16 protein-coding genes are annotated in these 22501 nt (G+C 50.1%); 9 read left to right on the top strand and 7 right to left on the bottom strand.

Annotation, left to right across the window (positions count from 1 at the left end):
- Positions 1–49 precede the first annotated feature (49 nt).
- From CVU71_05550 to CVU71_05525, 6 genes are all read right to left on the bottom strand, one after another.
- Positions 50–2260, bottom strand: coding sequence for a hypothetical protein (locus CVU71_05550; GenBank protein PKN19832.1), 2211 nt, complete (start codon positions 2258–2260; stop codon positions 50–52).
- Positions 2261–2359: 99 nt separating this feature from the next.
- A complete protein-coding gene (locus CVU71_05545) occupies positions 2360–3430 on the bottom strand; it encodes a histidinol-phosphate transaminase (protein PKN19831.1) in 1071 nt (356 codons plus the stop codon).
- A gap of 155 nt (positions 3431–3585) precedes the next feature.
- Positions 3586–4203, bottom strand: coding sequence for a hypothetical protein (locus CVU71_05540; GenBank protein ID PKN19830.1), 618 nt, complete (start codon positions 4201–4203; stop codon positions 3586–3588).
- 93 nt (positions 4204–4296) lie between these two features.
- Positions 4297–5448 (bottom strand): 3-hydroxybutyryl-CoA dehydrogenase, encoded by a 1152-nt coding sequence (locus CVU71_05535; protein ID PKN19829.1) that lies wholly within the window; start codon positions 5446–5448, stop codon positions 4297–4299.
- A 41-nt stretch (positions 5449–5489) separates the two neighbouring features.
- On the bottom strand, positions 5490–7160 hold the full coding sequence (locus CVU71_05530) for a long-chain fatty acid--CoA ligase (GenBank protein ID PKN19828.1): 1671 nt from the start codon (positions 7158–7160) through the stop codon (positions 5490–5492).
- A 453-nt stretch (positions 7161–7613) separates the two neighbouring features.
- Complete coding sequence (locus tag CVU71_05525; GenBank protein PKN19827.1) at positions 7614–9638, bottom strand: acyl-CoA dehydrogenase; 2025 nt, start codon at positions 9636–9638, stop codon at positions 7614–7616.
- A 40-nt stretch (positions 9639–9678) separates the two neighbouring features.
- Between CVU71_05525 and CVU71_05520 the strand changes: the two genes are divergently transcribed.
- The 3 genes from CVU71_05520 to CVU71_05510 all read left to right on the top strand — a co-directional run bounded on the left by CVU71_05520 (position 9679) and on the right by CVU71_05510 (position 12208).
- Complete coding sequence (locus tag CVU71_05520; GenBank protein ID PKN19826.1) at positions 9679–9981, top strand: hypothetical protein; 303 nt, start codon at positions 9679–9681, stop codon at positions 9979–9981.
- Complete coding sequence (locus CVU71_05515) at positions 9974–10945, top strand: hypothetical protein (GenBank protein ID PKN19825.1); 972 nt, start codon at positions 9974–9976, stop codon at positions 10943–10945. The genes CVU71_05520 and CVU71_05515 overlap by 8 nt, the downstream gene beginning before the upstream one ends.
- Positions 10946–11017: 72 nt before the next feature.
- Positions 11018–12208 carry a hypothetical protein gene (locus CVU71_05510; protein PKN19824.1) on the top strand — a complete coding sequence of 397 codons (1191 nt, stop codon included), beginning with the start codon at positions 11018–11020 and terminating at the stop codon, positions 12206–12208.
- Between the two features lie 164 nt (positions 12209–12372).
- On the opposite strand, the gene CVU71_05505 is transcribed toward CVU71_05510, so the two are convergent.
- Positions 12373–13944, bottom strand: coding sequence for a methylmalonyl-CoA carboxyltransferase (locus CVU71_05505; GenBank protein ID PKN19823.1), 1572 nt, complete (start codon positions 13942–13944; stop codon positions 12373–12375).
- Positions 13945–14119: 175 nt separating this feature from the next.
- On the opposite strand from CVU71_05505, the gene CVU71_05500 reads away from it, so the two are divergent.
- From CVU71_05500 to CVU71_05475, 6 genes are all read left to right on the top strand, one after another.
- The gene (locus CVU71_05500; GenBank protein ID PKN19822.1) at positions 14120–14857 is read left to right on the top strand and encodes a tRNA pseudouridine(38-40) synthase TruA; all 738 of its coding nucleotides are present in this window, start codon (positions 14120–14122) and stop codon (positions 14855–14857) included.
- 33 nt (positions 14858–14890) lie between these two features.
- A complete protein-coding gene (rfbD, locus tag CVU71_05495; GenBank protein PKN19821.1) occupies positions 14891–15742 on the top strand; it encodes a dTDP-4-dehydrorhamnose reductase in 852 nt (283 codons plus the stop codon).
- A 191-nt stretch (positions 15743–15933) separates the two neighbouring features.
- Positions 15934–18681, top strand: a complete 2748-nt coding sequence (locus CVU71_05490; GenBank protein ID PKN19820.1) for a hypothetical protein — start codon at positions 15934–15936, stop codon at positions 18679–18681.
- 399 nt (positions 18682–19080) lie between these two features.
- Positions 19081–19464 (top strand): response regulator, encoded by a 384-nt coding sequence (locus CVU71_05485; protein ID PKN19819.1) that lies wholly within the window; start codon positions 19081–19083, stop codon positions 19462–19464.
- A gap of 25 nt (positions 19465–19489) precedes the next feature.
- Positions 19490–19957, top strand: coding sequence for a chemotaxis protein CheX (locus CVU71_05480; GenBank protein ID PKN19818.1), 468 nt, complete (start codon positions 19490–19492; stop codon positions 19955–19957).
- Positions 19958–20164: 207 nt separating this feature from the next.
- A complete protein-coding gene (locus CVU71_05475) occupies positions 20165–22123 on the top strand; it encodes an ABC transporter ATP-binding protein (GenBank protein PKN19817.1) in 1959 nt (652 codons plus the stop codon).
- Positions 22124–22501: the final 378 nt, after the last annotated feature.

Genomic DNA, 22501 nt, shown 5'->3' with positions numbered 1-22501 from the left:
TTACCTATCCGCAATTAACAATACGTTCGCCTGAAAGCGATGCGTTTCTTTAATTCTTTTTTGCCTTCATCAACTGCGGCGTTTGCTCGTTGTTGTATTGGTTCCTCGCGATGCGTTCCACCTGCGGTTTCAAATAATTGAACAAATCACCTATTGCAACGGAACCATCCGGCTTGACAATGTCTTCGCTCTTGATCCCTTTGAGCATAAAATAGGTGAACAAACCATGTCCTTTTTCATCATAGGTCGAACTGATCTGTTCTCCTGACGAGGCGGAAAGAACCGTCATATTAGCAGACAGAACCATGTTGTCCTTGAGATTCATCACAAGAGGCCGCGCGCCTTTCGCGAGAACACTTCTTCCCCCTGCGCCGGAAAAGCAGGAATCAAGGGCAATAATGATTTGTTTGGCGGGCAGTTTTCGGAGGGCCTCATAGAGCTTCCTCAAAGGATACCCCGTCTGTGCGATAAATGAAGGATCTCCGTCGTAGGGAACAAGATAAGCATCGCCGTTTTTGGGATTGGGAGCGCCATGACCGGAGTAATAAATGAAGATCGTGCTGTCCTTTTCAGCATGGTTCACAAGCCACTGCTCAAAATATTTTTCAAAGTCACTCTTCGTTGCATATTCATTGGTCAAAGTGACAATATTTTCTTCCGGATAACCCATCACCTTGGAAAGGTATTCGCTCATCAGTTTTGCATCGCTTACGGCAAAATCCGCCTTGGGTAATTTCTGGCGATACGTCTCAATTCCGATCACAATAGCGTAATTGTTCTTCCTGAGGGGCACGGACTTGCGGGGAAGAATATCAATGTCCTGTTTGGCGGGCTTCGACAATAACGGCAGCGAGCCGGGAGCCGGAGCGGGTACTCCCTTATTTTTCTGAGCGGCCATCAGGATGTATTTGAACTTATCGCTGACCTTCGAGATGCCGCCGGCTTTTGCCGAACTTATGGCCGCTTCCGCAATGACCAGCGGATTGTCCTGACCCTCTGTTTCTTCACTTTCCACATCAGGAATAATGCCTTTGCCCTGGATCGTTTTGCCCGAAGGCAGATAATACTTTGCGGTGGTCATTTTAAGGGCCGCCCCATCGCTGAGAGAATATATTGTCTGAATGCTTCCCTTGCCAAAGGTATGTTTGCCCAGCAAAAGAGCTCTGGCCTGATCCTGCAGGGCGCCGGCCAGTATCTCAGCGCCGCTTGCCGTACCTTCGTTGACCAGCACGACCATCGGATAGAAGGGTTGCGTGCCGATTGTCCTGCCTTCAAACTTACGCTCCGACCCCGCGCTTCTGCCGCGTATGGTCACAATCGTGCCGGCTCCGGCGAATTTGCCGGCCACATCCACCACAGCGGATAACAATCCACCCGGGTTGTTGCGCAGATCAAGAACCAAACCTGTGAATTTAGAGGATCTCGATCGGAGATGATTCAGGGCGTTTTCCACGTCACGAGCCGTGTTTTCCGAGAAGTAAGCAATCCTCAAATATCCGATGCCCCCATGCAGCTCTCTGAATTTTACATGCTTCACGGAAACAATCGCCCGGACCAAAGGAAACTCCCGGGGCTGCTCGAAACCGCTGCGCATGATCGTGAGCGTCACCTTGGAGTCTTTCGGCCCCCGCATTTTTTTTACCGCATCCCAAACGGTGATGCCCTGCGTGGATACACCGTCAATGTGCGTGATCCGGTCTCTTGCCTTTATTCCCGCCAGATATGCGGGAGTATCTTCAATCGGCGACACGACTGTCAGGATGCCTTTATCCGCGTTAATTTCCAGACCCACGCCGCCGAAGCTTCCGCGCGTTTCGGTCTGTAATTCTTTGTAAGCATCCGGTGTCAGAAAGCCGCTGTGCGGGTCCAGGGCGGCAAGCATTCCGTCGATGGCGGCGTATTCCAATTTCCGGGGATCAGAAGGGGTTGATTTTGACCAGATCAGATATTGATCCGCCACCAGGTTTTCAGCCTTTTTTGCGTCGATACCGACCGTACTGTAATCGATGTCAGTTTTGGGGAAATCCCGGTTAACCGAACTAAGAAACACTTCCATGCCATTGACCGCCGATGACGCGAGATAAGAAGGATCGGGTTGTTCAACATAGTCTTCCATGATTTTTGAAAATGCCTCGCGCAAGACGACGGGCGATTCCTGAGCAAAGGCAGACAAATGCCAGCCCGCAAGCATTACGAAGCCCAGCAGGAAACCCATCATTTTACTTGACCGCGATCCACCCATGGTGATCCCTCGTAACATATTTTACTTTTCCTTCTATTATGTCCGGAGCTGAATGTTCAGCAGGCACGGAGGGCTTTCCATTCCCGCCACGCCATCGTCCGGACGCGTGAGCAAACTTTATATCCGCTTTTCGCAAATAACGGCAACGGCGGAAAGAAAGCGGTCCATTTCCTCGTCTGTTCCAATCGTCACACGCAGGAAATTGTCAATTTTAGGCTTGTCAAAGTAGCGGACCAGAATGCCCTGCTCCCGAAGCTGCTGAAACAGGACACGTCCGGGGCATTGCGGGTTGCTGGCAAAAACAAAGTTGGCCGCAGAAGGAATGACGTTGAAACCCATTTCTTTGAGTCTTGCCGAGACACGCTCCCGTGTCCTGATGATTTTAGATCTTGTCTGCTGAAAATAATCGTCATCCTTAATGGCTTCCCGTGCGCCTATCTGGGCAAGACGATCAACCGTATAGGAATTGATCGAATCTTTTACCCTGATGATTCCTTCAATCAGGCCCCGGTCGCCTAAAGCGAATCCCACCCGCAGTCCGGCCAGTGAATAGGACTTGGACAACGTCCGGATCACCAGCAAATTCGGATAACGATTAATCAACCCGACCGCGGAAGCGCCGCCAAAATCAACATAGGCCTCATCAAGAATCACCACGCTGTTTTCATTTTGTTTCAAAATATTTTCGATGTCGGCAAGTGAAACACCTCTTCCGCTGGGCGCATTGGGATTGGCGATGATGATGCCGCCGTTTTCCCGAAGATAACCTTCAACCGGCACATTGAATTCATCATCCGCTTCGATCAACCGGTAAGGCGTGCGAAAAAACTCCGCGTACACCGGATAAAAGCTGTATGTGACGTCGGCAAAAAGTACGGGAAGACCCGCGGGTTCAAAAAAGGCCGGGAAACAAAACGCCAGCAGTTCATCGGAACCGTTGCCGATAAACACATTGTCCCTTTTCAGTCCGAAGGCTCCGGCAATGGCATCTCTGAGTTCGTCTCCTGACGGATCCGGATAAAGCCGCAGCGTTTCATTGGCCGCATTTTTGATGGCTTCGATGACTCTGGGAGACGGCGGATAAGGGTTTTCATTGGTATTCAGTTTGATATACTTCCGGTCTTTCGGCTGTTCGCCCGGAACGTAAGGCCTGATGTTTTTAACCGTTTGACTCCAGTATCGGCTCATAGATGTTCATCCTTGTTTTCTAAACTTTAAAATATGCTTATTTTAAATATATGAAATGTTCAGGAATTTCCATTTTTAATTTTTGCCGTCAGTGTTTTGCGTTAGTTATTCGGGCGATGGCGGGTGTTACTTTGACTGCGCAAATATTTAACAAACTATAACCTGGCAGGTTCGCAGGTCATTTCTCCGGAAGGATACGGCTTTAAAATATCCAGTAATTCTGACGGGTCTTTGATTTGCGGATTCAGCCAGAGTTCCTGCGCAACCTTCGGAACAATCACCGGCATACGGTCGTGGATGGGAGCAACAATGTCATTGGCCTGTGTGGTAATGATGGTGCAGGTTTCCACCTTTTTCTGATCCGGCGCCGTCCAGGTTTCGTAAAGTCCGGCAAAGTAAAAGGGCAATCCTGTTTTCATGCCGAAGGAATATGGGATTTTTTTATTTCCTTCTTTTTTCCACTCGTAGAATCCGTCGGCGGGGATCAGGCATCTTCTCCGGGTAAAAGCATTTTTAAAACTTGGTTTTTCGGCAAGGGTTTCGGCACGGGCATTGAAAAGCTTAGAGCCGATGGACGGATCTTTTACCCAGCAGGGAATCAGTCCCCACCGGTAAGACTCCAACACGTTTTGGCCGTTCCGCCTGACAACCGCGGGAATATGCTGACCGGGACAGATATTGCGGCTTGGTGAAAAATGGACGGATAGTCCGGGAATATCAAATTCCCGGGCAATGGCCAGTAAATCAACGAGTAAAACAAATCGTCCGCACATGTTTCCTTCTTTCAACAAACAAAGGGGGGAGTGGCTCCCCCCTTTGTTATGCTCTTCTGTGTGCCTCTGTGCCTCTGTGCCTTTGCCATCAAATCACAGTTTGATTTTGCCCTCTTTCAGTGTTTTGGTGGGTTTAAATATATCCAGGTGAAATTTTTTGTGCAGCTCGTTTAGTTTGTAGACCAGTTCCGGATAACCGATGCCCTGCGCCAGCGCAAAGGGTCCGAAAGGCGAACCGCCGCCGTTGGCCATCGCCAGATCAATTTCTTTAGGATCATCCACAACGCCTTCCTCCAGGAGCTTGGTGGCTTCATTGACCTGCAGGGCAATCAGTTGATTGAGGTCGAATTCCTTTGTGGCCTTGCCCAGATCAATGGCGGGCCTTCCTTTGGACCAGTCATAAAAACCCTTCCCCGTTTTTTTGCCCAGGTTGCCGGACTTCAGATAGGCCATCATCGCATCCGATGGTTTATACTCTTTGGAAAGCACCTGCGCAAAATACTCAAGGCCGTGCGCGGCCACATCAATGCCGACATAATCCACCAGTTCGAATGGCGCCATGGCCATAACAGGTTTGAATGCCGCGTCAAATTCTTCAGGCGAGGGATGCCCCGCTTCCAGAATTTTGGAGAGCAAAAGCAGCGTGGGTTCGTTCACCCGGTTGTAAATAAAACCCGGAGAGTCTTTCTTTACAATAACGGGAACTTTTTTGATTTGTTTGGCGATATCATAGCCGATCTGAATGGATTCGTCGGATGTCTGTTTGCCCTTGATGACTTCAACCAGTTTCATGAGCAGGGCGGGATTGAAAAAATGATACCCGATGACCTTGTCCGGTCTTTTGGTGGCTGCCGCAATGTCCGTAATGCTGATATTGGATGTATTCGACGCCAGAATGGCGTGCTGAGGCGCAAATTTATCCAAATCGGCAAAAACGCTTTGTTTGAGTTCCAGCTTTTCCGGCACGGCTTCAATGACAAAATCCGCATCCTTCACGGCAGTCTGCAAATCAACCATCGGGGTCAGACGCACCAGCGCATTGGCAAAAGCATCCGGTGTTATCTTGCCTTTCTCCTTGAATTTTTCCAGACTCGCGATGATTCCCGCAACGCCCTTATCGACATACTTCTGTTCGATATCCCGCAGGACAACGCTGTAGCCTCCCAGCAGACAGGCAGCGGCAATCCCGTGCCCCATATCTCCGGCGCCGATCATCGCAATCTTCTTTACGTCTTCAGCTTTCATCTTTTGTCTCCTTCCGTTAAAGTATGATAAATCCGTATTGATTATTTCTTTAATTTCGCCAGTTCTTCATCCCGCAATACTTTGCGCAGAATCTTGCCGACCGCCGACTTGGGAACGGCCTCGCGGAATTCCACGATCTTGGGCACCTTGTAGGCCGTCATCTTCACTTTACAGAAATCGATAATCTCCTGTTCGGTGGCTTTTTCACCGGGTTGCAGGACAACAAAAATCTTCACAGTCTCTCCCCGGTAATCGTGCGGAATGCCGATCGCCACCGCCTCCGACACTTTGGGATGTTCGTAGAGGACTTCCTCAATCTCGCGCGGATAAATATTAAAGCCGCTGGCAATGATCATATCTTTCTTGCGATCCACGATAAAGATGAACCCGTCGTCATCCACCTGCGCAATATCACCGGTGTGCAGCCAGCCGTCCGTTAACTGATTGGCTGTTTCTTCGGGATTATTCCAGTAACCCTTCATAACGGTGGGTCCCTTGACCAGAAGCTCGCCTGCCTCCCCCGGTTTGACGTCTTCCGTACCGTTGTCCACATTCACGATGCGGAAATCATTGTCCGCCATCGGAATGCCGATGGAACCGACTTTATTATAGGCAATCGGGTTGGCAATCGTAATCGAGCTGGTTTCACTGAGCCCGTACCCCTCATTAAATGTAATGCCCAGATCAATCACGCGTTCGATCAATTCGACAGGCATGGGCGCGCCTCCGGAATTGAGCAGTCCGAGATATTTGCCCAGATCGAGGCTGGCCGCCTTGGGATGATTGACAATGGCGGTGATCATCGTGGGCACCGCCGGGAAATAGGTAATATGGCCGGCTTTGATGATCGTATCCAGAATTTCGTCAATATCAAAGCGCGGCACGAGAATTTGCGTAGCGCATCCGAAAAACGACCAGTTCATCGCGACAATGTTGCCGTACACATGGAAAAACGGCAGCACGCACAAGGCGCTGCGATCCTGCTGCGACATGGCCAGAGGCGAGTATGCGCCAGGAGAGGCCCACATGCCCGCCTGGAAAGTGGCAGCCACCAGATTGCCGTGCGTCAGAAGCGCGCCTTTGGGAAAGCCGGTCGTCCCGCCGGTAAACTGGATCATCGCCGGATCGGAAGGCGCGATCGGAATACGGGGCAGACGCGTGTCCTTGCAGTTTTCAATGAGTTCGGAAAAGTGCAGCCAGCCTTCCTCCAGTTCCAGACTTTTGGCCGTACTCACCCCCAGACCATTGATGTAATCCGTGATCTTCGTAACGATCACGCGTTTCAGTCCGGTTTCCTTCACCACCGGCCGCACGGCAGGCAAAACCATGTCAAAGGTAATCATGGTTTCCATGGTGGTGTTCTCAATGATGAATTTCAGTTCGGTTGCCGTATAGAGCGGATTCATATTCACGACTATGCCGCCCAGATGCATAACGGCCAGATAGGTCACAATGAACTGCGGACAGTTGGGCAGATGAATGCCCACACGGTCGCCTTTTTTCACGCCGCTTGCGGCCAGGGCGTTGGCTAAACGCAGCACCTGCTCGCGAACCTGCCAGTAGGTCAGCTCCGTTCCATAAAAAACAGTGCAGATTTTATTCGGGTGCGCTCCGGCGGTCAGTTGAAAAATCCTTTGCGCCGGATAGTGAGGGTAACTGATGGAGTGGGGAACGTAGTAATCGTAGAATTTATGCCAGGGTTTCGTTGTCATATTGGTTGACCTCCTTCGCCAGTCTGTTTGAATTGTCAAACGTGTTTCTTGGTTGTGAAGTGCTACTCTATGCTTCCCTGTTGCCGCAGCTCATGCCGGTAATGTGTTTTACCTGTTTCCGGCTCGATCTGATATTTTATTGTGTGGTGGTAGTGATCTGCTCCCTGATCGTTGAACCGCCGTCATGACAGGCACCAGGCTCCAGGCGGAGCATGCGGGACTTGTCCTTTTGTGCAAGTTGTCTTTATTCCGATGAATATGCGTTAAATGGTTAATGTCCCCTCCTGTGAGAGGAGGGATAGCTTTATCTCGGGCAGGTCTTTGATATCGTCCGGCCAGATTCTGATTGCCCATTCTGTGGGAATATTGGAATCAGCGATTGCTCCTGTTAATGGAGCAATCGCTGATTTATTAAATCCTTGCTATTGAACCGTGAACGTTGAACCTGAAACCTTACTCTTTCAATGCTCCGGTAAAGTTGTCCGACTCTACCTTCAGTACCGCGCCTTCATTGTTCATGATGCAGGCGATGCGGCCGTAGAATTTGGGGAATTCCGCGCCGATGTAAAACTGCGCCGACAGCACGCGGCCGCTGTAGTAGGCTGCTTCCGGGTTGTCCGCGATGATCTTCGCGCGATCCGCTCCCTTGGCATCGCCCAGAAGCGCTTTGGCTTTGGGCGTGGTGATCGTGAGGCTCCACAGATGCAGCCAGGCCAGAATCAGCGGATACATGGCCTGCTGGAAGGGGGTGGCGTTATTGAGCAGGAGGAGAATCTTCATTTCGCCCAGCTGCTTTTTCATCATCTCGATCATCTCGTCGAATTTTGCCAGGCCATCGATTACCGGATTGACATACTTATCGTCGACGACGCCTTTGGCCTTCGCAATCGTGCCATTCATCCATTCCCTGAGCTGAGAGTAGTTGTACATCTCGGGATTCATGAGAATCTTGCGCATGACCAGGTCGAGCGACTGGATGGCGTTAGTTCCCTCATAAATTGAAAATACTTTGGTGTCGCGAGCGTACTGTTCGACCGGGTATTCCTGGCAGAAGCCGTAACCGCCGTAAACCTGCATCGCCTCGGCGGTGACGAGCCAGGAGGCGTCGGAGATGCCGGCCTTCACGATCGGAGTCAGGATTTCGACGATGCCGGTCGCTCTTTTCACTTCTTCGGGATCTTTCGATGCATGCATGATATCCTCGTGATAGGCAAGGAAGAGGCACAGCATACTCATCCCCTCGACGTTGCTCTTCATGTAAAGGAGCATACGCTTGACGTCGGGGTGATTGATAATGGCAACGGGGCCGCCCTTGGGATTCGTAATGAGAGCGCTCTGTACCCTGTTGCGGGCGTAAGTCACAGCGTGCAGGTAAGCGGCGCTGGAGCAACCCAGGGCCTGGACGCCTGTGTGGATGCGGGCTGCGTTCATGAGATGGAACATGATCTGCATCCCCTGGCGTTCTTTACCCAGCAGGTAGCCTATGCACTTGCCGTTATCACCGAAATTCAGCGATGAGGTGGCGTTTCCTTTAAGGCCCATCTTGTGCTCGATGCCGGAACAGATCATGTCGTTGCGCTCGCCCAGGGAGCCGTCCTTGTTGATGAGGAATTTGGGAACGACGAAGATCGAGATGCCCTTCGTTCCTTCCGGATCGCCTTCGATTCTCGCGAGGACCGGGTGAATGATGTTCTCGTTCATGTCGTGTTCGCCGTTGGAGATGAAGATCTTTGAGCCGGTGATCAGATAGGTGCCGTCGGCTTGCTTGACTGCCTTGCTCTTGAGAGCCCCGACATCGGATCCGGCGGAGGGTTCGGTCAGACACATGGTGCCGCCCCATTTTCCTTCCAGAAGCTTGGGAACGACCATGTCATACAATTCCTTATTGGCAAAGGGGGCGATGATGGCGAGCGCCCCGGTGATCGAGCCGCAATACATCGTCAGGGCTGTGTTTCCGGCATTGAAATACTCGGCGCAGGCCATGGAAATACTCTGAGGGAGACCCATTCCGCCCATTTCCTGAGACAGGGCCAGGGAATGAAATCCTGACTCGATATAGGCATTGAATCCCTTTTTGAACGATTCGGGAACCTTGACCTCGCCCGTTTTGGCATCGAACTTCAGGCCCGTCTTGTCCCCTTCGGCATTGGTCGGGTAAAACTGCTGTATGGCAATCTTCTCCGCCAGTTCGAGCGTATCTTCATAGACGCTCCGGTCAAAATCTTTGAATGCATCAAACCGGTTCAATTTTTCCAGTTCCAGCATTTCAAACAGGGTAAAACGGACATCACGTGAATCGATTAACTGATTTAACGACATATTTGCCTCCTTAAAATTTTTTTGTTTTTTATCGATGAGTGATCCACTCTTCGAATATTTATTTTTTAAACTGCAACAGGACGCCTGAATCACATCCGCGGCAGCAAAACGCTCAGAAGAATACATTGAACGTTGGTTATTTCCCATAGCAGATACCATATTATTTGCAAGAAATATTTATAATTATGTTAAATACTTAATGTTTTATGAAATCTGTTCATGCTCGCGCATATTTTCAGCAGGGGCCTTAAACTCGCCCGAAAAATATTGTAAAAATCAATATATTTTAAATCTTGGAGGCCATACGGAAACAGCCCGATTGCAGATAAGCATCGTCAAAAAACAGCTGAACACTAAGTTAACATATGGTAAAGGCATGGACAGGCCGGTTATCATTTGCCGGAAAACGGAAATGATCAGATGCGGAATGTCATCCTGGCAATTGAGCCGTTTTATTGCAATGCGACATCGCTTTACCGGAAGATGTAACTGCCATGAATGAATCTTACAAGAGAAATGAATTGCGGCTTCTCAACGTGGCAACGGGATTAACGGTCGTCTATGCTGTTGCCGCCGTAATCATCGCCCTCATCAGCGACTCGATGACGATGCTGCTTGACGGCGCCTACAGCGTGATCGACATGTTCGTCTCTTTCGCGGCGGTCCTCGTCGTGCGAAAGCTGAATGAACCGCCCAACGAAAAATATCATTTCGGTTATGCCAAGCTCGAGCCTCTCATGACCGCAGCGGACGGTCTGCTGCTCTTGTTCCTGTGTTTCATGAGCATCACTTTAGCTGTGCAGGATCTGATCCACCCGGATCCGGTAGAACACGTCGGCGCCATTCTGGTGTTTACGGCAATCAGCGTTTTCCTCTGTCTTGGAATGGGGTTGTACATGCGGTATGCCGGAAAGAAGTGGCGTTCTGAAATACTGGTCACCGACAGCAAACTGTGGTTAATGGAGGGGACGGTCAGCCTGGGCGTTTGCACGGCCTTCAGTATCGGCTGGATCATGAAACAGTATCCGAACTGGGAACAATACACCTCCTATGTGGACCCGCTGACGTGCATTGCCATCGCGTTGCTTTTCATTGTCTCGCCGTTCAAGATTCTCAGGAACAGCCTGTCCGATCTGACCGACGCCTGCCCGCCCAAGGAAATCATGGACAGGGTCAGTGGTCTGGCCCAATTCTGCTGTGAAAAGCACGGGCTGGCCGCCGTTGAGTGGCTGAGATTGCGCAAGTCCGGACGAAGATTATACATGGACGTCCGTTTTGAAGCACAACAGGATTATGACATCAAAACCATCGATAAAATCCGTCATGATATTAAATCAGACTTGAAACATGAACTACCGGAGCTTGACGTTCTGCTGGAATTTGCCGTCAAGAATGCCGCCGTGAACGGGACTCTCAACTCTTCAAATGCGGATTACGCAAATAAAACCAGGGGCACGGATTCATAGCCCGGCCATGGCGGATACCTGATGGTTAACGCAATTTGTTTTTGGTGAAAAACTCTTTCGAGGCGATGAAATATGAACAGACTGGATTCCGTCGATGTTTTGAGGGCGCTGGCCCTGATTGCCATGGTGATTTGCCACTATCCCATCTTTCTGTCGAGCGGCGAAGGAACGGATGCCATGCTGTACTTTCTGACCAATCACCTGCTGGGCGGTGATTTCGGCGCTTCATGGTTCGTTTTCCTTGTCGGTTTAAGTCAGGTCATCTCAGCAAAAAAACGGGGCGCCGATCAGGGATTAAACGACAGCCGGGTATGGATTCGCGGTACGGCTATTTTCATCCTCGGATTGTTATTTCTGCTGATCGTTCAGGGTTATGAAGAAATGTGGGACTGGGATATTCTAACCTTCATCGGTTTTATGACCGTTGTCTTGCTGTATTGCCGCCGGGTACCGTCCTGGGCGCTGCTTCTGGTCTGCACAGCCGTTCTTTTCACGACACCATTGCTTCGATCCTTAACCGATATCGCTCAGTTTTACGGGGGCCAATTCGTCAGCGTCCGGTGGATATCGGATTTCTTTCCCAATCTCCTTTTTGATCCCCTGAAGGACTACGACGGCGGGCCATCATTTCTCAACAACTTCATAGGATTTTTCCTGACCGGACAATTCCCCCTGCTCCCCTGGATCATCTATCCGATTATCGGTTTCATCATCGGCAGGAGGCTGACGGAAAACCGCCTCGGTTCCGATACCCCGTTTCTGATCATTATCGGAATCATGTTTGCCTTTATGGGGATGGTTACCGCCTATGCGGGCTCGATCACGCCGCCGTTCTTCGTGCAAAAAGAACATATCACGCCGCTGTCGTTTTATCCCCTGTCGTTCAGCATGAATCTGTTTCTTCTGGGCGTTGTGCTGATCCTTTTCACCGTGCTGTGGAACATCTTCGACCGGCAGCCCGGCAAAACCGCAAAACCTGGCATATTCCTGACCTACTGCCGGCAGATCAGCAAATACTCACTGACCATCTATATTACCCACTTTGCCTTATTCTTCATCCCCCTGCGCCTCATCCATTTATCAACGGGGAAATACTATCTGCGGGAACTGACCAGCACGCCTGTCGCCCTTGCCCTCGCCGTTCTGCTCGTGATTCTCTATTACCCCATCTTAAAACTTTGGGACAAAGCCCACGGCAAATACAGCTTTGAGTGGCTTCTCAATCAAATCATATCCGTGATGAGCCGCCAAAGGTCAACATGAGAGCGGAAGATGATCTGCATAAGAAAAGCAAGCTGAAATAAAGGCAGGGAACGGCGACTAAACCGTTCCCTGCCTTTGCAACTTTAAATTGCTTGTGCCCCGCGGGGGTAAGGTGACCCGCAGGGTTACGAGTGCTCTTTAGGGTATGAACCCCGAACCTTATTTTACAGCGGTATATTATTATGCTTCTTTTCCAGACGCGCCTCTTTTTTATCCTTCATGGCATCGAGCACCGCAATGACGCGTTTACGCGTTTCCCGGGGAAGGATAATTTCTTCAATGGCCCCCAGTGACGCCGCAAAATACGGGTTATTGAATTTCTCTTCGTATCCCGCGATCAGTTCGGCCCGTTTGGCGGCCGGATCGTCCGCCGCTTTAATCTCGCTGCGGTAAATGATGTTGCAGGCGCCTTCGGCTCCCATCACCGCGATTTCCGCCGTCGGCCACGCCATGACGTAATCCGCCCCTAACTGCTTGCAGCACATGCCGATATAAGATCCGCCATAGTCTTTGCGGGTCACCACCGTAATTTTCGGGACAGTCGCTTCCGAATAAGCGTGCAGCAGTTTCGCCCCGTGGCGGATAATGCCCGCCCATTCCTGATCGGTGCCGGGCATGTAGCCGGGAACATCGGCAAAGGTCAGAAGCGGAATATTGAAGGCGTCGCAGAATCGGATGAAACGCGACGCCTTGTCCGAAGCGTTGACGTTGAGGACGCCCGCAAAAGCCATCGGATTATTGGCAATCACACCCACCGGCTTGCCCATGATGCGTATCAGGGAAACAATGATGTTTGGCGCCCATTGGGCGTGCAGTTCAAACATTTCACCATGGTCGGCTATCGATTTGATGACGTTTTTCATGTTGTAGGCGCGGTTTGCCTTATCCGGAATCACTTTATCCAGTTCGGGGCATTCCCTGTCGGGGCTGTCGGTTGACGGTGCGGCAGGCAGGGGGATATTGCAGCTGTCGGGCAGATAAGACAGGAGTATTTTGATTTTATCGAGACAGTCCGCGTCGTTTTCCGTCACGACATGGCAGACCCCGCTTTTTGAGGCATGAGCCACGGCGCCGCCCAGGTCTTCCTGGCTCACGTCTTCGCCGATTACCGCCTTGATGACTTCCGGGCCGGTGATGTACATATAAGATGTGTTTTTCACCATGAAGATCCAGTCGGTGAGTGCCGGCGAATAAACAGCGCCGCCCGCCGTTGGTCCCATGATTGCGGTAATTTGAGGGATATAGCCGGAAGCGATCGTATTACGGTAAAAGATGCCGCCGTAGCCTTCCAGAGAAGGGACGCCTTCCTGAATTCTGGCGCCTCCGGAATCGTTAATGGCAATAAAGGGTTTCTGCGCGGCAATGGCCATGTCCATCACCTTCCAGATCTTTTTAGCGTGCATTTCGCCCAGGGTGCCGCCCGCGCTGGTGAAATCCTGAGAAGCGGCAAAAACTGTGCGGCCATTGACTTTGCCAAACCCTGTAATGACGCCGTCAGCCGGAATTTCTTTCTTATCCATGCCGAAAAGGGTTGAATGATGCTTCGCGAAAAGCTGAACTTCCTGAAAGGTTCCCTTGTCAAATAAATAATCCAGGCGTTCGCGGGCAGTCATTTTGCCGCCGTCATGCTGTTTTTTAACCTGCTTTTCACCGCCCATCTTCATCAACGTCTGAACCCTGGCCTCAAAATCCTGAATTTTCCCCTGAGTTGTCGTCTGTTTTACTTCGTCGCTCATCGGTTGTCTCCTTTATATTTTATATATTTTTTTGTTTGTTTTTGTCTTGACCCGCTTTTTCGTGTAAGTTACTATCACAATTATTAAAACACGGCTTAGACATGGCACCGGATGAAAGGCACCGGTTTTTTGCTTATCCTTTTTGGAAAAAACTGGCAAGTACGATTAATAAACCATGCGTAACTTTAAAATCATTGTGGAATATGACGGCGCCGCTTATTGCGGCTGGCAGCGGCAGCCTAACGGGATTTCGATTCAGCAGATTCTGGAAGAGGCCGTGGGCAGAATCACGTCGGGCAAGGTAACCCTGGTCGGTTCAGGGCGCACGGATGCCGGGGTGCATGCCATTAATCAGGTGGCCAACTTTAAGAGCCTGACATCGCTCCCTGCTGAAAAGATCTTCCGGGGCGTCAACAGTATCCTGCCTCCGGATGTGGTAGTCAAACATCTCGAAGAAGTTCCCATCGATTTTCACGCCCAGCGCGATGTCAAAAGCAAGATATACGTTTACCGGATCTGCAATCAGAACTTGAGACCGGTGCTGGGACGCGAATACTGCTGGTTCATCCGTTATCCACTGAATATTGAAAAGATGCGGGAAGCAGCCGGGTACCTGCCGGGCACCCATGATTTTTCCTGTTTTTGCGCCACCGGTACGGATGTTAAGGACCGCGTGCGGACAATCACCGCCATCACCATTAAGACCGGCTCCGACGGGTTAATCGAAATTACAGTGGAAGCGAAGGGGTTTTTGAAGTATATGGTGCGCAATATCGTGGGAACCCTTACGGAAGTCGCCCGCGGCAAACGGCAGCCGGAAGAGATGCGGGAAATTATAGACTCCCGCGACCGCAACATCGCGGGGGTTACCGCACCCGCCTGCGGCCTTTTTTTGAAAGAGGTTAAATACTGAACATTGAAAGTATTATTACTGGGACATAAAGGAATGCTGGGAAGCGACCTCGCCGCACAGTTTCGTTACAGGCACGACGTTACCGGCATGGATCTGGGCGATATCGATATCACCCGCGCGGATGATTGCCGGAAGGCGGTTCTGGAAACGCAGCCGCAGCTGGTCATCAATGCCGCAGCTTATACCAACGTGGACGGCTGCGAAACGGCCAAAGAGGAATGCTTTGCCGCAAACGCCGAAGCGGTAAAGAACATTGCCGAAGCGTGCCGCGGCAAAAATATTACCATTATTCATTTCAGCACGGACTATGTATTTGACGGAACCGGCAGACGCCCCTACGAGGAAGAAGATGCCTGCAATCCGATGAACATGTATGGAGCATCCAAACTGGCCGGCGAAAATTATCTGAGGACGATCACCGACAATTACATTCTGATCCGCACGGCCTGGCTTTACGGCGCAAAGGGGAAAAGCTTTGTGCAGGCGATTCTGGAGAAGGCCAGAACAACCGGCAAACTGACCGTCGTGGACGACCAGACGGGATCACCCACCTGCACGCGGGATCTGGCGGCGGCAACCGAACTGCTGGTGGATAAAAACGCCCGGGGCATTTTCCATGTCACCAACCGTGGAAATTGCACCTGGTATGATTTTGCGAAAAAAATATTAAAAGAGGCGCGCCTGGATACGGTTGAATTACTGCCGATGAAAACCACTGAATTAAAGCGGGCGGCCAAACGACCGGCTTATAGCGTGCTGAGTGCAAAAAAATTTGTCACGACAACCGGCAAGAGCATGCAGCCCTGGCAGCTGGCGTTTTCGGATTACTATAAATTGATTACCAGCCGCACCTGTTGCAGCGAATCAAGTCTTACCGTAAAGTAATTCGACCTGACCATCCTCAACGCAATAGAGCAACCGGTCCCGGCTGTTTGCGACAACCGGGAAATACGGTGCTTGATTTGCCAGGGGTAACGATCAAAGCATGTGATAGAAAAGATGATTTTTTTCAAAATGAATTTCTGCGGGGTATGTGATATAATCATCAGGAATCCTACCGAAATGGAGGTTGCACCATGCGGACCCTTTTCAAGCGTTTATACTGTTGTTTGATGCTTATTCTGGCTCTGATGCTTCAGAGTTGTCTGGTTTCCACGTCATCCACCCTCATCACACCCGAAATCCGGTCTTTGTATGAAGGGGAGTATAAAATTGATGACGCCATGAAAGATCATGTTCCCCTGTATGTCGCCGTCCTGCCCTTTACGGATTTATCCGACAGCAAGGAAGGGGGAAAGGCTATGCGGCGGGGTTTCTATAACCATTTCAGTTCGCTTCCCTTCAAAGACATGGAACTCTATAAAGTAGACGATTTGCTGGCCAAAGCGGGGCTGACCGATCCGGACGTCATCCGGAAAACACCGCCGCAGAAGCTGGGCGAAATCCTGGGAGTGGACGCGGTCGTTTTCGGAGAGATATCCGATTTCGACAAATATTTTGCCGTTCTCTATTCACAGGTTGCCGTCGGCGCGGAAGTTAAAATGTTTGACGCGAAAACCGGCCATTTCCTCTGGAGCGGCAAACACAAGGTGCGCAAGCACGAAGGCGGCATATCCACCAACCCGGTGGGCATCATCGCCACGGTCATTGCAACGGCAATGAATGTACGCGATATCCAGCTTTTGCGAGCCAATGATGATCTGTTCCGCGACATGGTCAAAACGATTCCCACCCCGTCTCTGGCCGAAGCCAAACGTCCGCCGGTCATCACCCTGTTAACCCAGGATTCCAAAGGACTGCCGAAAAACGCGGGCAAGGAAATCAAGGTGGTCATTCAGGGCGCGCCGAAAATGCAGGCCTGGTTTGACATCGGTCAATACCGGAAGCGCATTGAGATGCAGGAAGTCGAACCGGGCGGTTATTACGGCGTCTATAAAGTTGTACCGGGAGACAATATCGAAAAAGCCATCGTGACGGGTTATCTGACGGATGATTCCGGAAACACCTCCCAATGGGTGGATGCGATAGGATCCGTCACTCTCGATACCACACCGCCTGCAAAACCCGCTCACGTAACCGGCACCGGCCGCAATCAGCTGGTCGAACTCCGCTGGGATAAATCCCCCGAAGCGGACCTGGCCGGTTATATCATGTACCGTTCCGAAACACCGCTCACAGGCTACATCCAGATCGGCAAAACGGAATTAAACACGTTTACCGATACCGGTAAAAATCTGGTCAATGCGAAAATATATTATTACCGGGTGACAGCTGTGGACTTTGCCGGCAATGAAAGCCAGATGGCACAGACGCAGGGCATGCCGGTTGCGCCGGGACCGACAGCGGTTTCCGGTCTGATTGATTCGGATGCCACCTGGTACGCCGGCGCCAGTCCTTATATTATCGAATCGGATGTAACGGTCAAAGATAAAGCGCTTTTGACCATCGAACCGGGAACGGAAATCAAATCCAAAGGCGGCGCACTGATTATTGAAGGACGGATTTCAGCCCAGGGCGACAACGATCGTATTATCCGCTTTGACTCGGTTCAGGAGGATAAGCCGTGGACGGGGATCACCTTTGCCAACGTTAAAGACCGGGAAAATAAACTGTCGTTTGTCAACATCAAAAACGCGAAAACAGCCGTCAATTGTCAGGCGTCTTCACCGGTTATTGAAAAGTCCGAATTCACGCAAAATAATGAGGCCATTAAAATTCAGGGTGCGTTTTCCAAGCCGACGATCAGCAGGAACACCCTTTACAAAAACAGGGGAACCGCCATATCGGTCAGCGACGGCGCCGCACCGCGGATTCTGGAAAACGCGATTAATGACAACGACAATACCGGTTTGATGGTACAGTCCGCCGCACCGGAAATTGTGCAAAATACGATCATGCGGAACAAGAACAGCGGGATTGTGGTCAGAGGCTCGCAGGCGGTCATCCGGCAAAACAACCTGGTTGATAATCAGCCCTACAATCTGGCCGGTGAAATGAGAGGGGCTTCTGCAAAAGCACTGGATAACTGGTGGGGCAGCTCGAAAATGGCGGATATCCTGGCAGGCATTAAGGGGCGCGTTGATGTTCATTCCGTTCTTGACGGCCCCTATCCGCAGGGAAAAGTTTTGCCCGCATCCATCATGGACAAAATTCTCGGCGGCACGATCAAGACGGATTCTTATCTGATCTTATCGAACAGCCCCTACCGCATCACGAAAGACGTGATCATAGACGGAGGGGCGACGCTGACCATTGAGCCGGGCGTCGTTCTGGAATTTGATGCCAAAACGTCTTTCGTCACTGTAAACGGCGGCATTTTCGCGCGGGGCACAAAAGACAAGCCGATTACGTTTACCGCCGCTTCCTCCTCGCCTGCACCGGGCTTATACACCAGTGCCGTCCGGTTTTCCGAAGCAACCAAAGTCAACAGCTCCTTTGCCTTCTGCATTGTAAAGTATGCGGCGACCGCCTTTGATATTTACGCCGGATCGCCGGAAATATCTCACAGCCACATTGCGAATTCTTCCCAGAATGCCATTTATTGCCGCAAGGACGCCACACCGGTAATCTCCTACAATACTTTTACGGAAAATCAGGGTGAAGGCGCCATTACGTGCGTCGGTTCGGCCAATCCCAAAATTTTTCAAAATAATTTTATCGACAACACCGTGGCCATTCAGAGCTTCTCGTCCATTTACATTGACGCCCGGAATAACTGGTGGGGAAAAACGCCTCCCGATCCCAAAATATTCTGGGGTGAAAACATCAACATTAAACCCTGGCTGGAAAAAGAAAACCCCCGCGCTTTCCGGGAAATCCGCTGATACCGGAAAGCAATGGCATCTCTATACTCCGTCTTCTCCGCAGAACTCTGCGGGGAAGACGGATGTATCAGTTTTACACACTTCCAAACATCTCACTAATTTTTTTAAAATAGAGTTTGCATCGCAATCGGAAACTTTCAACCGGATACAAGCCAAAAATGGCTGAATGCTGACTTGACATTTGATAATAACAACCCTGACAATTACCCCCCGCTTAACAGTAGATGATAAATTCCCCGGTCACTTTTTTCCTGCACACCTTACTTTTACATTTTGGCATATTATGCTATATCTTCAATGCTAATGGTTGAAATACTTCATCACAGTCGGGAAAACAGGATATAAAGATTGAAAAACATTTTCAACAACATCATTCGATTCAAATAACGAGGCACAGCCATGAATGAAGAAACCACCATTCTGATCGTCGATGATAGTGAACTCATCAGGATGCTTGTCCAAAATATCCTGGAGCAGGAAGGCTATAAACATTTCATCGTGGCGAAAGATGGTGTTTCGGCCTACAAGATCTTAAAGGCTCAAAAGATAGATCTCATCATCTCCGACTGGAATATGTTGGGAATGACGGGGATTGAACTTCTGATAAAAGTTCGGGCAGACCAGGAAATCTCTCAAATTCCTTTTATCATGTTATCTGTTGAGACTCTCGATATCACGATAGACCAGGCCTTCAAAAGCGGCGCCAATGATTTTATTACCAAGCCATTTAACGTCAAAGATCTGACGGACAGCGTTGCCCGGGTTATGGGGCAAGCCCATTGAACCGTATTTCAGGAGTATTTGAATCATGAATGTCGATCTCATTAATGCCTTTGTGGATGGTTCAATTCATGTTTTAAAAGTCATGGCATTTATCGATGCAAACGCGGGAAAACCCTTTTTAAAAAAGGACAAATTGGCAATGGGTGATGTTTCCGGCATCATCGTCTTTTCAGGATCCATGACGGGGTCGCTGGCCTTAAGTTTTTCCGAGGCTTGCATTTTCAAAATAGTATCCAATATGATAGGTGAAGACGTCAGCGCCATCAATCAATTAGTTCTGGATGCCGCAGGCGAACTCACCAACATGATTTCCGGCGATGCAAGAAAGAGAATGCAAAGCAAAGGCCTCATAGTAACCGCCGGAATCCCTTCCGTATTTTCCGGTAAAAATCATGAAATCATCCATACCCTTGAGGGCCCAAGCATTGTCATCCCTTTTAATACGACCTTCGGCTCATTTGTAGGGGATTTCAATATTCAACAAAAGAAATAGCGCCTGCAAATTTCCGCACATATAAATAACAATCGATGTTTTTCAGGAAAAAGTCATGTGCGCCTTTGCAGGTGCCATGGTCGTGAAGACAAGCCTCTTTGGGACACTTTCTGTCAAATCCAATTCAGGTCAGTCCCTGTTATATTCCATTGACATCGATATCCAATTTTCCTATAGTCCCGCAGATTCAACCGCAGGGAGCCGTAAGTGATTTATTTCCGTAATGTGAGTCTGTCTTTTTTAGACAGGCAACTGTTTGATGAAATTAACTGGACGATCCATCCGAAGAGCCGCATCGGTCTGGTAGGCGACAACGGTACGGGGAAAACCACGCTCTTTCGGGCTATCCTGGATCAGGTGCATCTCGATTCGGGCTTTATCGATATTCCCGACCGGAAGCAGAAAAAGATCGGTTATCTGCCGCAGGATCTGGTTGAACTGGAAGCCACCGGCCTGATTGACTATCTCCGGAAGAAAAGCGGCATAGAGGAACTGGAAAATACCATCCGCGGTCTGGAACAGCAAATTTCACAGGCCAGACCCAACACGCACGAATACAGCGAACTCACCCGCCATTATGCCGACGCGACAGCCGAGTTTTCAACCCGCGACGGCTACGCTTTTGAAGCACGCGCCAAGCAAATTCTCAAAGGGTTCGGGTTTCGTGAAAACGATTTTGCCAAAACCTGTGATTTGTTTTCCGGCGGCTGGAAAATGAGGATTCTGCTGACCTCCATCCTGCTGGCCCGGCCGGACATCATGCTGCTCGATGAACCCACCAACCACCTGGACACGGAAAGCATGGAGTGGCTGGAAAGTTACCTCAAAGATTACCCCGGAACCATTCTGGTGATATCCCATGATCATTTTTTTCTCGACAAAATCGCCACGCAAATCGCGGAGCTCTCTAACCGCCATATTCATATTTATAAAGGCAATTATACCTATTATCTGGCCGAAAAAGAACGGCGGCTGGAAGCGCTGAAGAAAGAAATGGAACTGCAAAAAGCGCAGATCAGAAAAATTGAGGAATTCGTAGAGCGCTTCCGCTACAAGGCCAGCAAAGCCGCCCAGGTGCAAAGCCGGGTTAAAATGCTGGAAAAATTCAAGGACATCAAGCTGGACGGAAACGGCAGAAGCATTGCCATGAAATTTCCGGAAGGCAAAAAAAGTGTCAAGGAAGTTGTCCGTGTTTCCGAACTAGGCCACGCCTATGGCGACTTGACGGTCTTTTCCGGGCTGAATTTCTCACTTTTCCGCGGTGACAAGGTCGCCTTCGTGGGCGTGAACGGTTCAGGCAAATCAACTCTTTCGCGGCTTTTAAGCCTCTCGGAGGAACCCACCTCCGGCGCCGTAAAATACGGCGACGGGGTCAACATGGCTTTCTTCTCGCAGGAAAGTTCACAAAACCTTACCTACTCAAATACCATCTGGGAAGAAGTCAATTCCGTCCCGACGTCCGCCGACGATCAGGACAAGCGCAATCTGCTGGGCGCATTTCTTTTTTCCGGCGATGACATTTTTAAATCCGTCGGCATTCTGTCGGGTGGCGAAAAATCCCGATTGGCCCTTTTAAAGATCATGCTTTTGGACACCAACTTTTTGATTCTGGATGAACCCACCAATCACCTGGACATCAAGACGAAAGATATTTTTCAAAACGCACTGATCCATTATTTCGGTACGGTGGCCATCGTCTCCCATGACCGTTACTTTCTGGATCATCTGGTCAACAAGGTGTTTGAACTCAAGGACGGCAGGATCTTTGATTATCCGGGCAATTATTCCTACTTTATTGAAAAACGCTCTCAGATGGCGGCGGACGTTTCACTGAAAGACAATCGCGGGGAAGCAACCTCGGATAAAACCCTTTCACTGAAAGACAAAAAAAGAATCGAAGCGGAGGAACGTAATCGCCTCTCGAAAATCAAAAACGCATTAAAAAAAGAACTGGCCGCGGTGGAAGAAAAAATCGCCAGACTGGAAGCCGGAAAAGCCGCCGGTGAACAAGCCCTGTGTGATCCGGAGACGCACAGAGACCCGGTTAAAATTAAAGAACTCGCCATGGAGCTCAAGACTGTCGAAAATGACCTCGAACAAGCCTACCATTTATGGACGGAACTGAGTTGCAAGCTGGAAGAGGAAACACCGGCAAGCAATGGATAGTTTTCCGCCTCACGCCGGCATTGTCTTACCCACTACTGATTCAAATTGATAAAGACTTCTCGCTGCAGCCGAAGTGACAAAGAACATGTCATCTGAATCAACCACCTCGCAGCAAACTGTCGAGGCATGAAATGAACGTGCTTATATCGCAGCAAGCTACGGAGAATTAACGCTCGTCCCGCAGCAGCGGGATTAAAGTTTTATTGATGAATACGAGCGCTGGTGTGCTGCCTTTCCCCCATCTCGTCATATCGACCAACGGGAGATATCTCAAAATGCCTCACAATGTTCAGAACATTGATTTACGCTGGTTCAATCGTCCTTCGCTTGAATCAAAATATTTCGGAGCAACCAGCATGGTTGTTCGACCCTGAGTGT

This window comes from Deltaproteobacteria bacterium HGW-Deltaproteobacteria-6 (genome assembly GCA_002840435.1).
GTDB lineage: Bacteria > Desulfobacterota > Syntrophia > Syntrophales > Smithellaceae > UBA8904.
Note: the sequence above shows the minus strand (reverse complement) of the source record. Positions and strands in the feature narration are given on the sequence as shown.

Bases quoted from the DNA above. Each gene is read 5' to 3' on its own strand.
- CVU71_05505 (PKN19823.1), bottom strand. From the start codon at position 13,944: ATGAGCGACGAAGTAAAACAGACGACAACTCAGGGGAAAATTCAGGAT.
- CVU71_05510 (PKN19824.1), top strand. From the start codon at position 11,018: ATGAACAGACTGGATTCCGTCGATGTTTTGAGGGCGCTGGCCCTGATT.
- CVU71_05515 (PKN19825.1), top strand. From the start codon at position 9,974: ATGAATGAATCTTACAAGAGAAATGAATTGCGGCTTCTCAACGTGGCA.
- CVU71_05550 (PKN19832.1), bottom strand. From the start codon at position 2,260: ATGTTACGAGGGATCACCATGGGTGGATCGCGGTCAAGTAAAATGATG.
- rfbD (PKN19821.1), top strand. From the start codon at position 14,891: ATGCTGGGAAGCGACCTCGCCGCACAGTTTCGTTACAGGCACGACGTT.
- CVU71_05490 (PKN19820.1), top strand. From the start codon at position 15,934: ATGCGGACCCTTTTCAAGCGTTTATACTGTTGTTTGATGCTTATTCTG.
- CVU71_05485 (PKN19819.1), top strand. From the start codon at position 19,081: ATGAATGAAGAAACCACCATTCTGATCGTCGATGATAGTGAACTCATC.
- CVU71_05535 (PKN19829.1), bottom strand. From the start codon at position 5,448: ATGAAAGCTGAAGACGTAAAGAAGATTGCGATGATCGGCGCCGGAGAT.
- CVU71_05525 (PKN19827.1), bottom strand. From the start codon at position 9,638: ATGGTATCTGCTATGGGAAATAACCAACGTTCAATGTATTCTTCTGAG.
- CVU71_05500 (PKN19822.1), top strand. From the start codon at position 14,120: ATGCGTAACTTTAAAATCATTGTGGAATATGACGGCGCCGCTTATTGC.
- CVU71_05520 (PKN19826.1), top strand. From the start codon at position 9,679: ATGTTTTATGAAATCTGTTCATGCTCGCGCATATTTTCAGCAGGGGCC.
- CVU71_05540 (PKN19830.1), bottom strand. From the start codon at position 4,203: ATGTGCGGACGATTTGTTTTACTCGTTGATTTACTGGCCATTGCCCGG.
- CVU71_05480 (PKN19818.1), top strand. From the start codon at position 19,490: ATGAATGTCGATCTCATTAATGCCTTTGTGGATGGTTCAATTCATGTT.
- CVU71_05530 (PKN19828.1), bottom strand. From the start codon at position 7,160: ATGACAACGAAACCCTGGCATAAATTCTACGATTACTACGTTCCCCAC.
- CVU71_05545 (PKN19831.1), bottom strand. From the start codon at position 3,430: ATGAGCCGATACTGGAGTCAAACGGTTAAAAACATCAGGCCTTACGTT.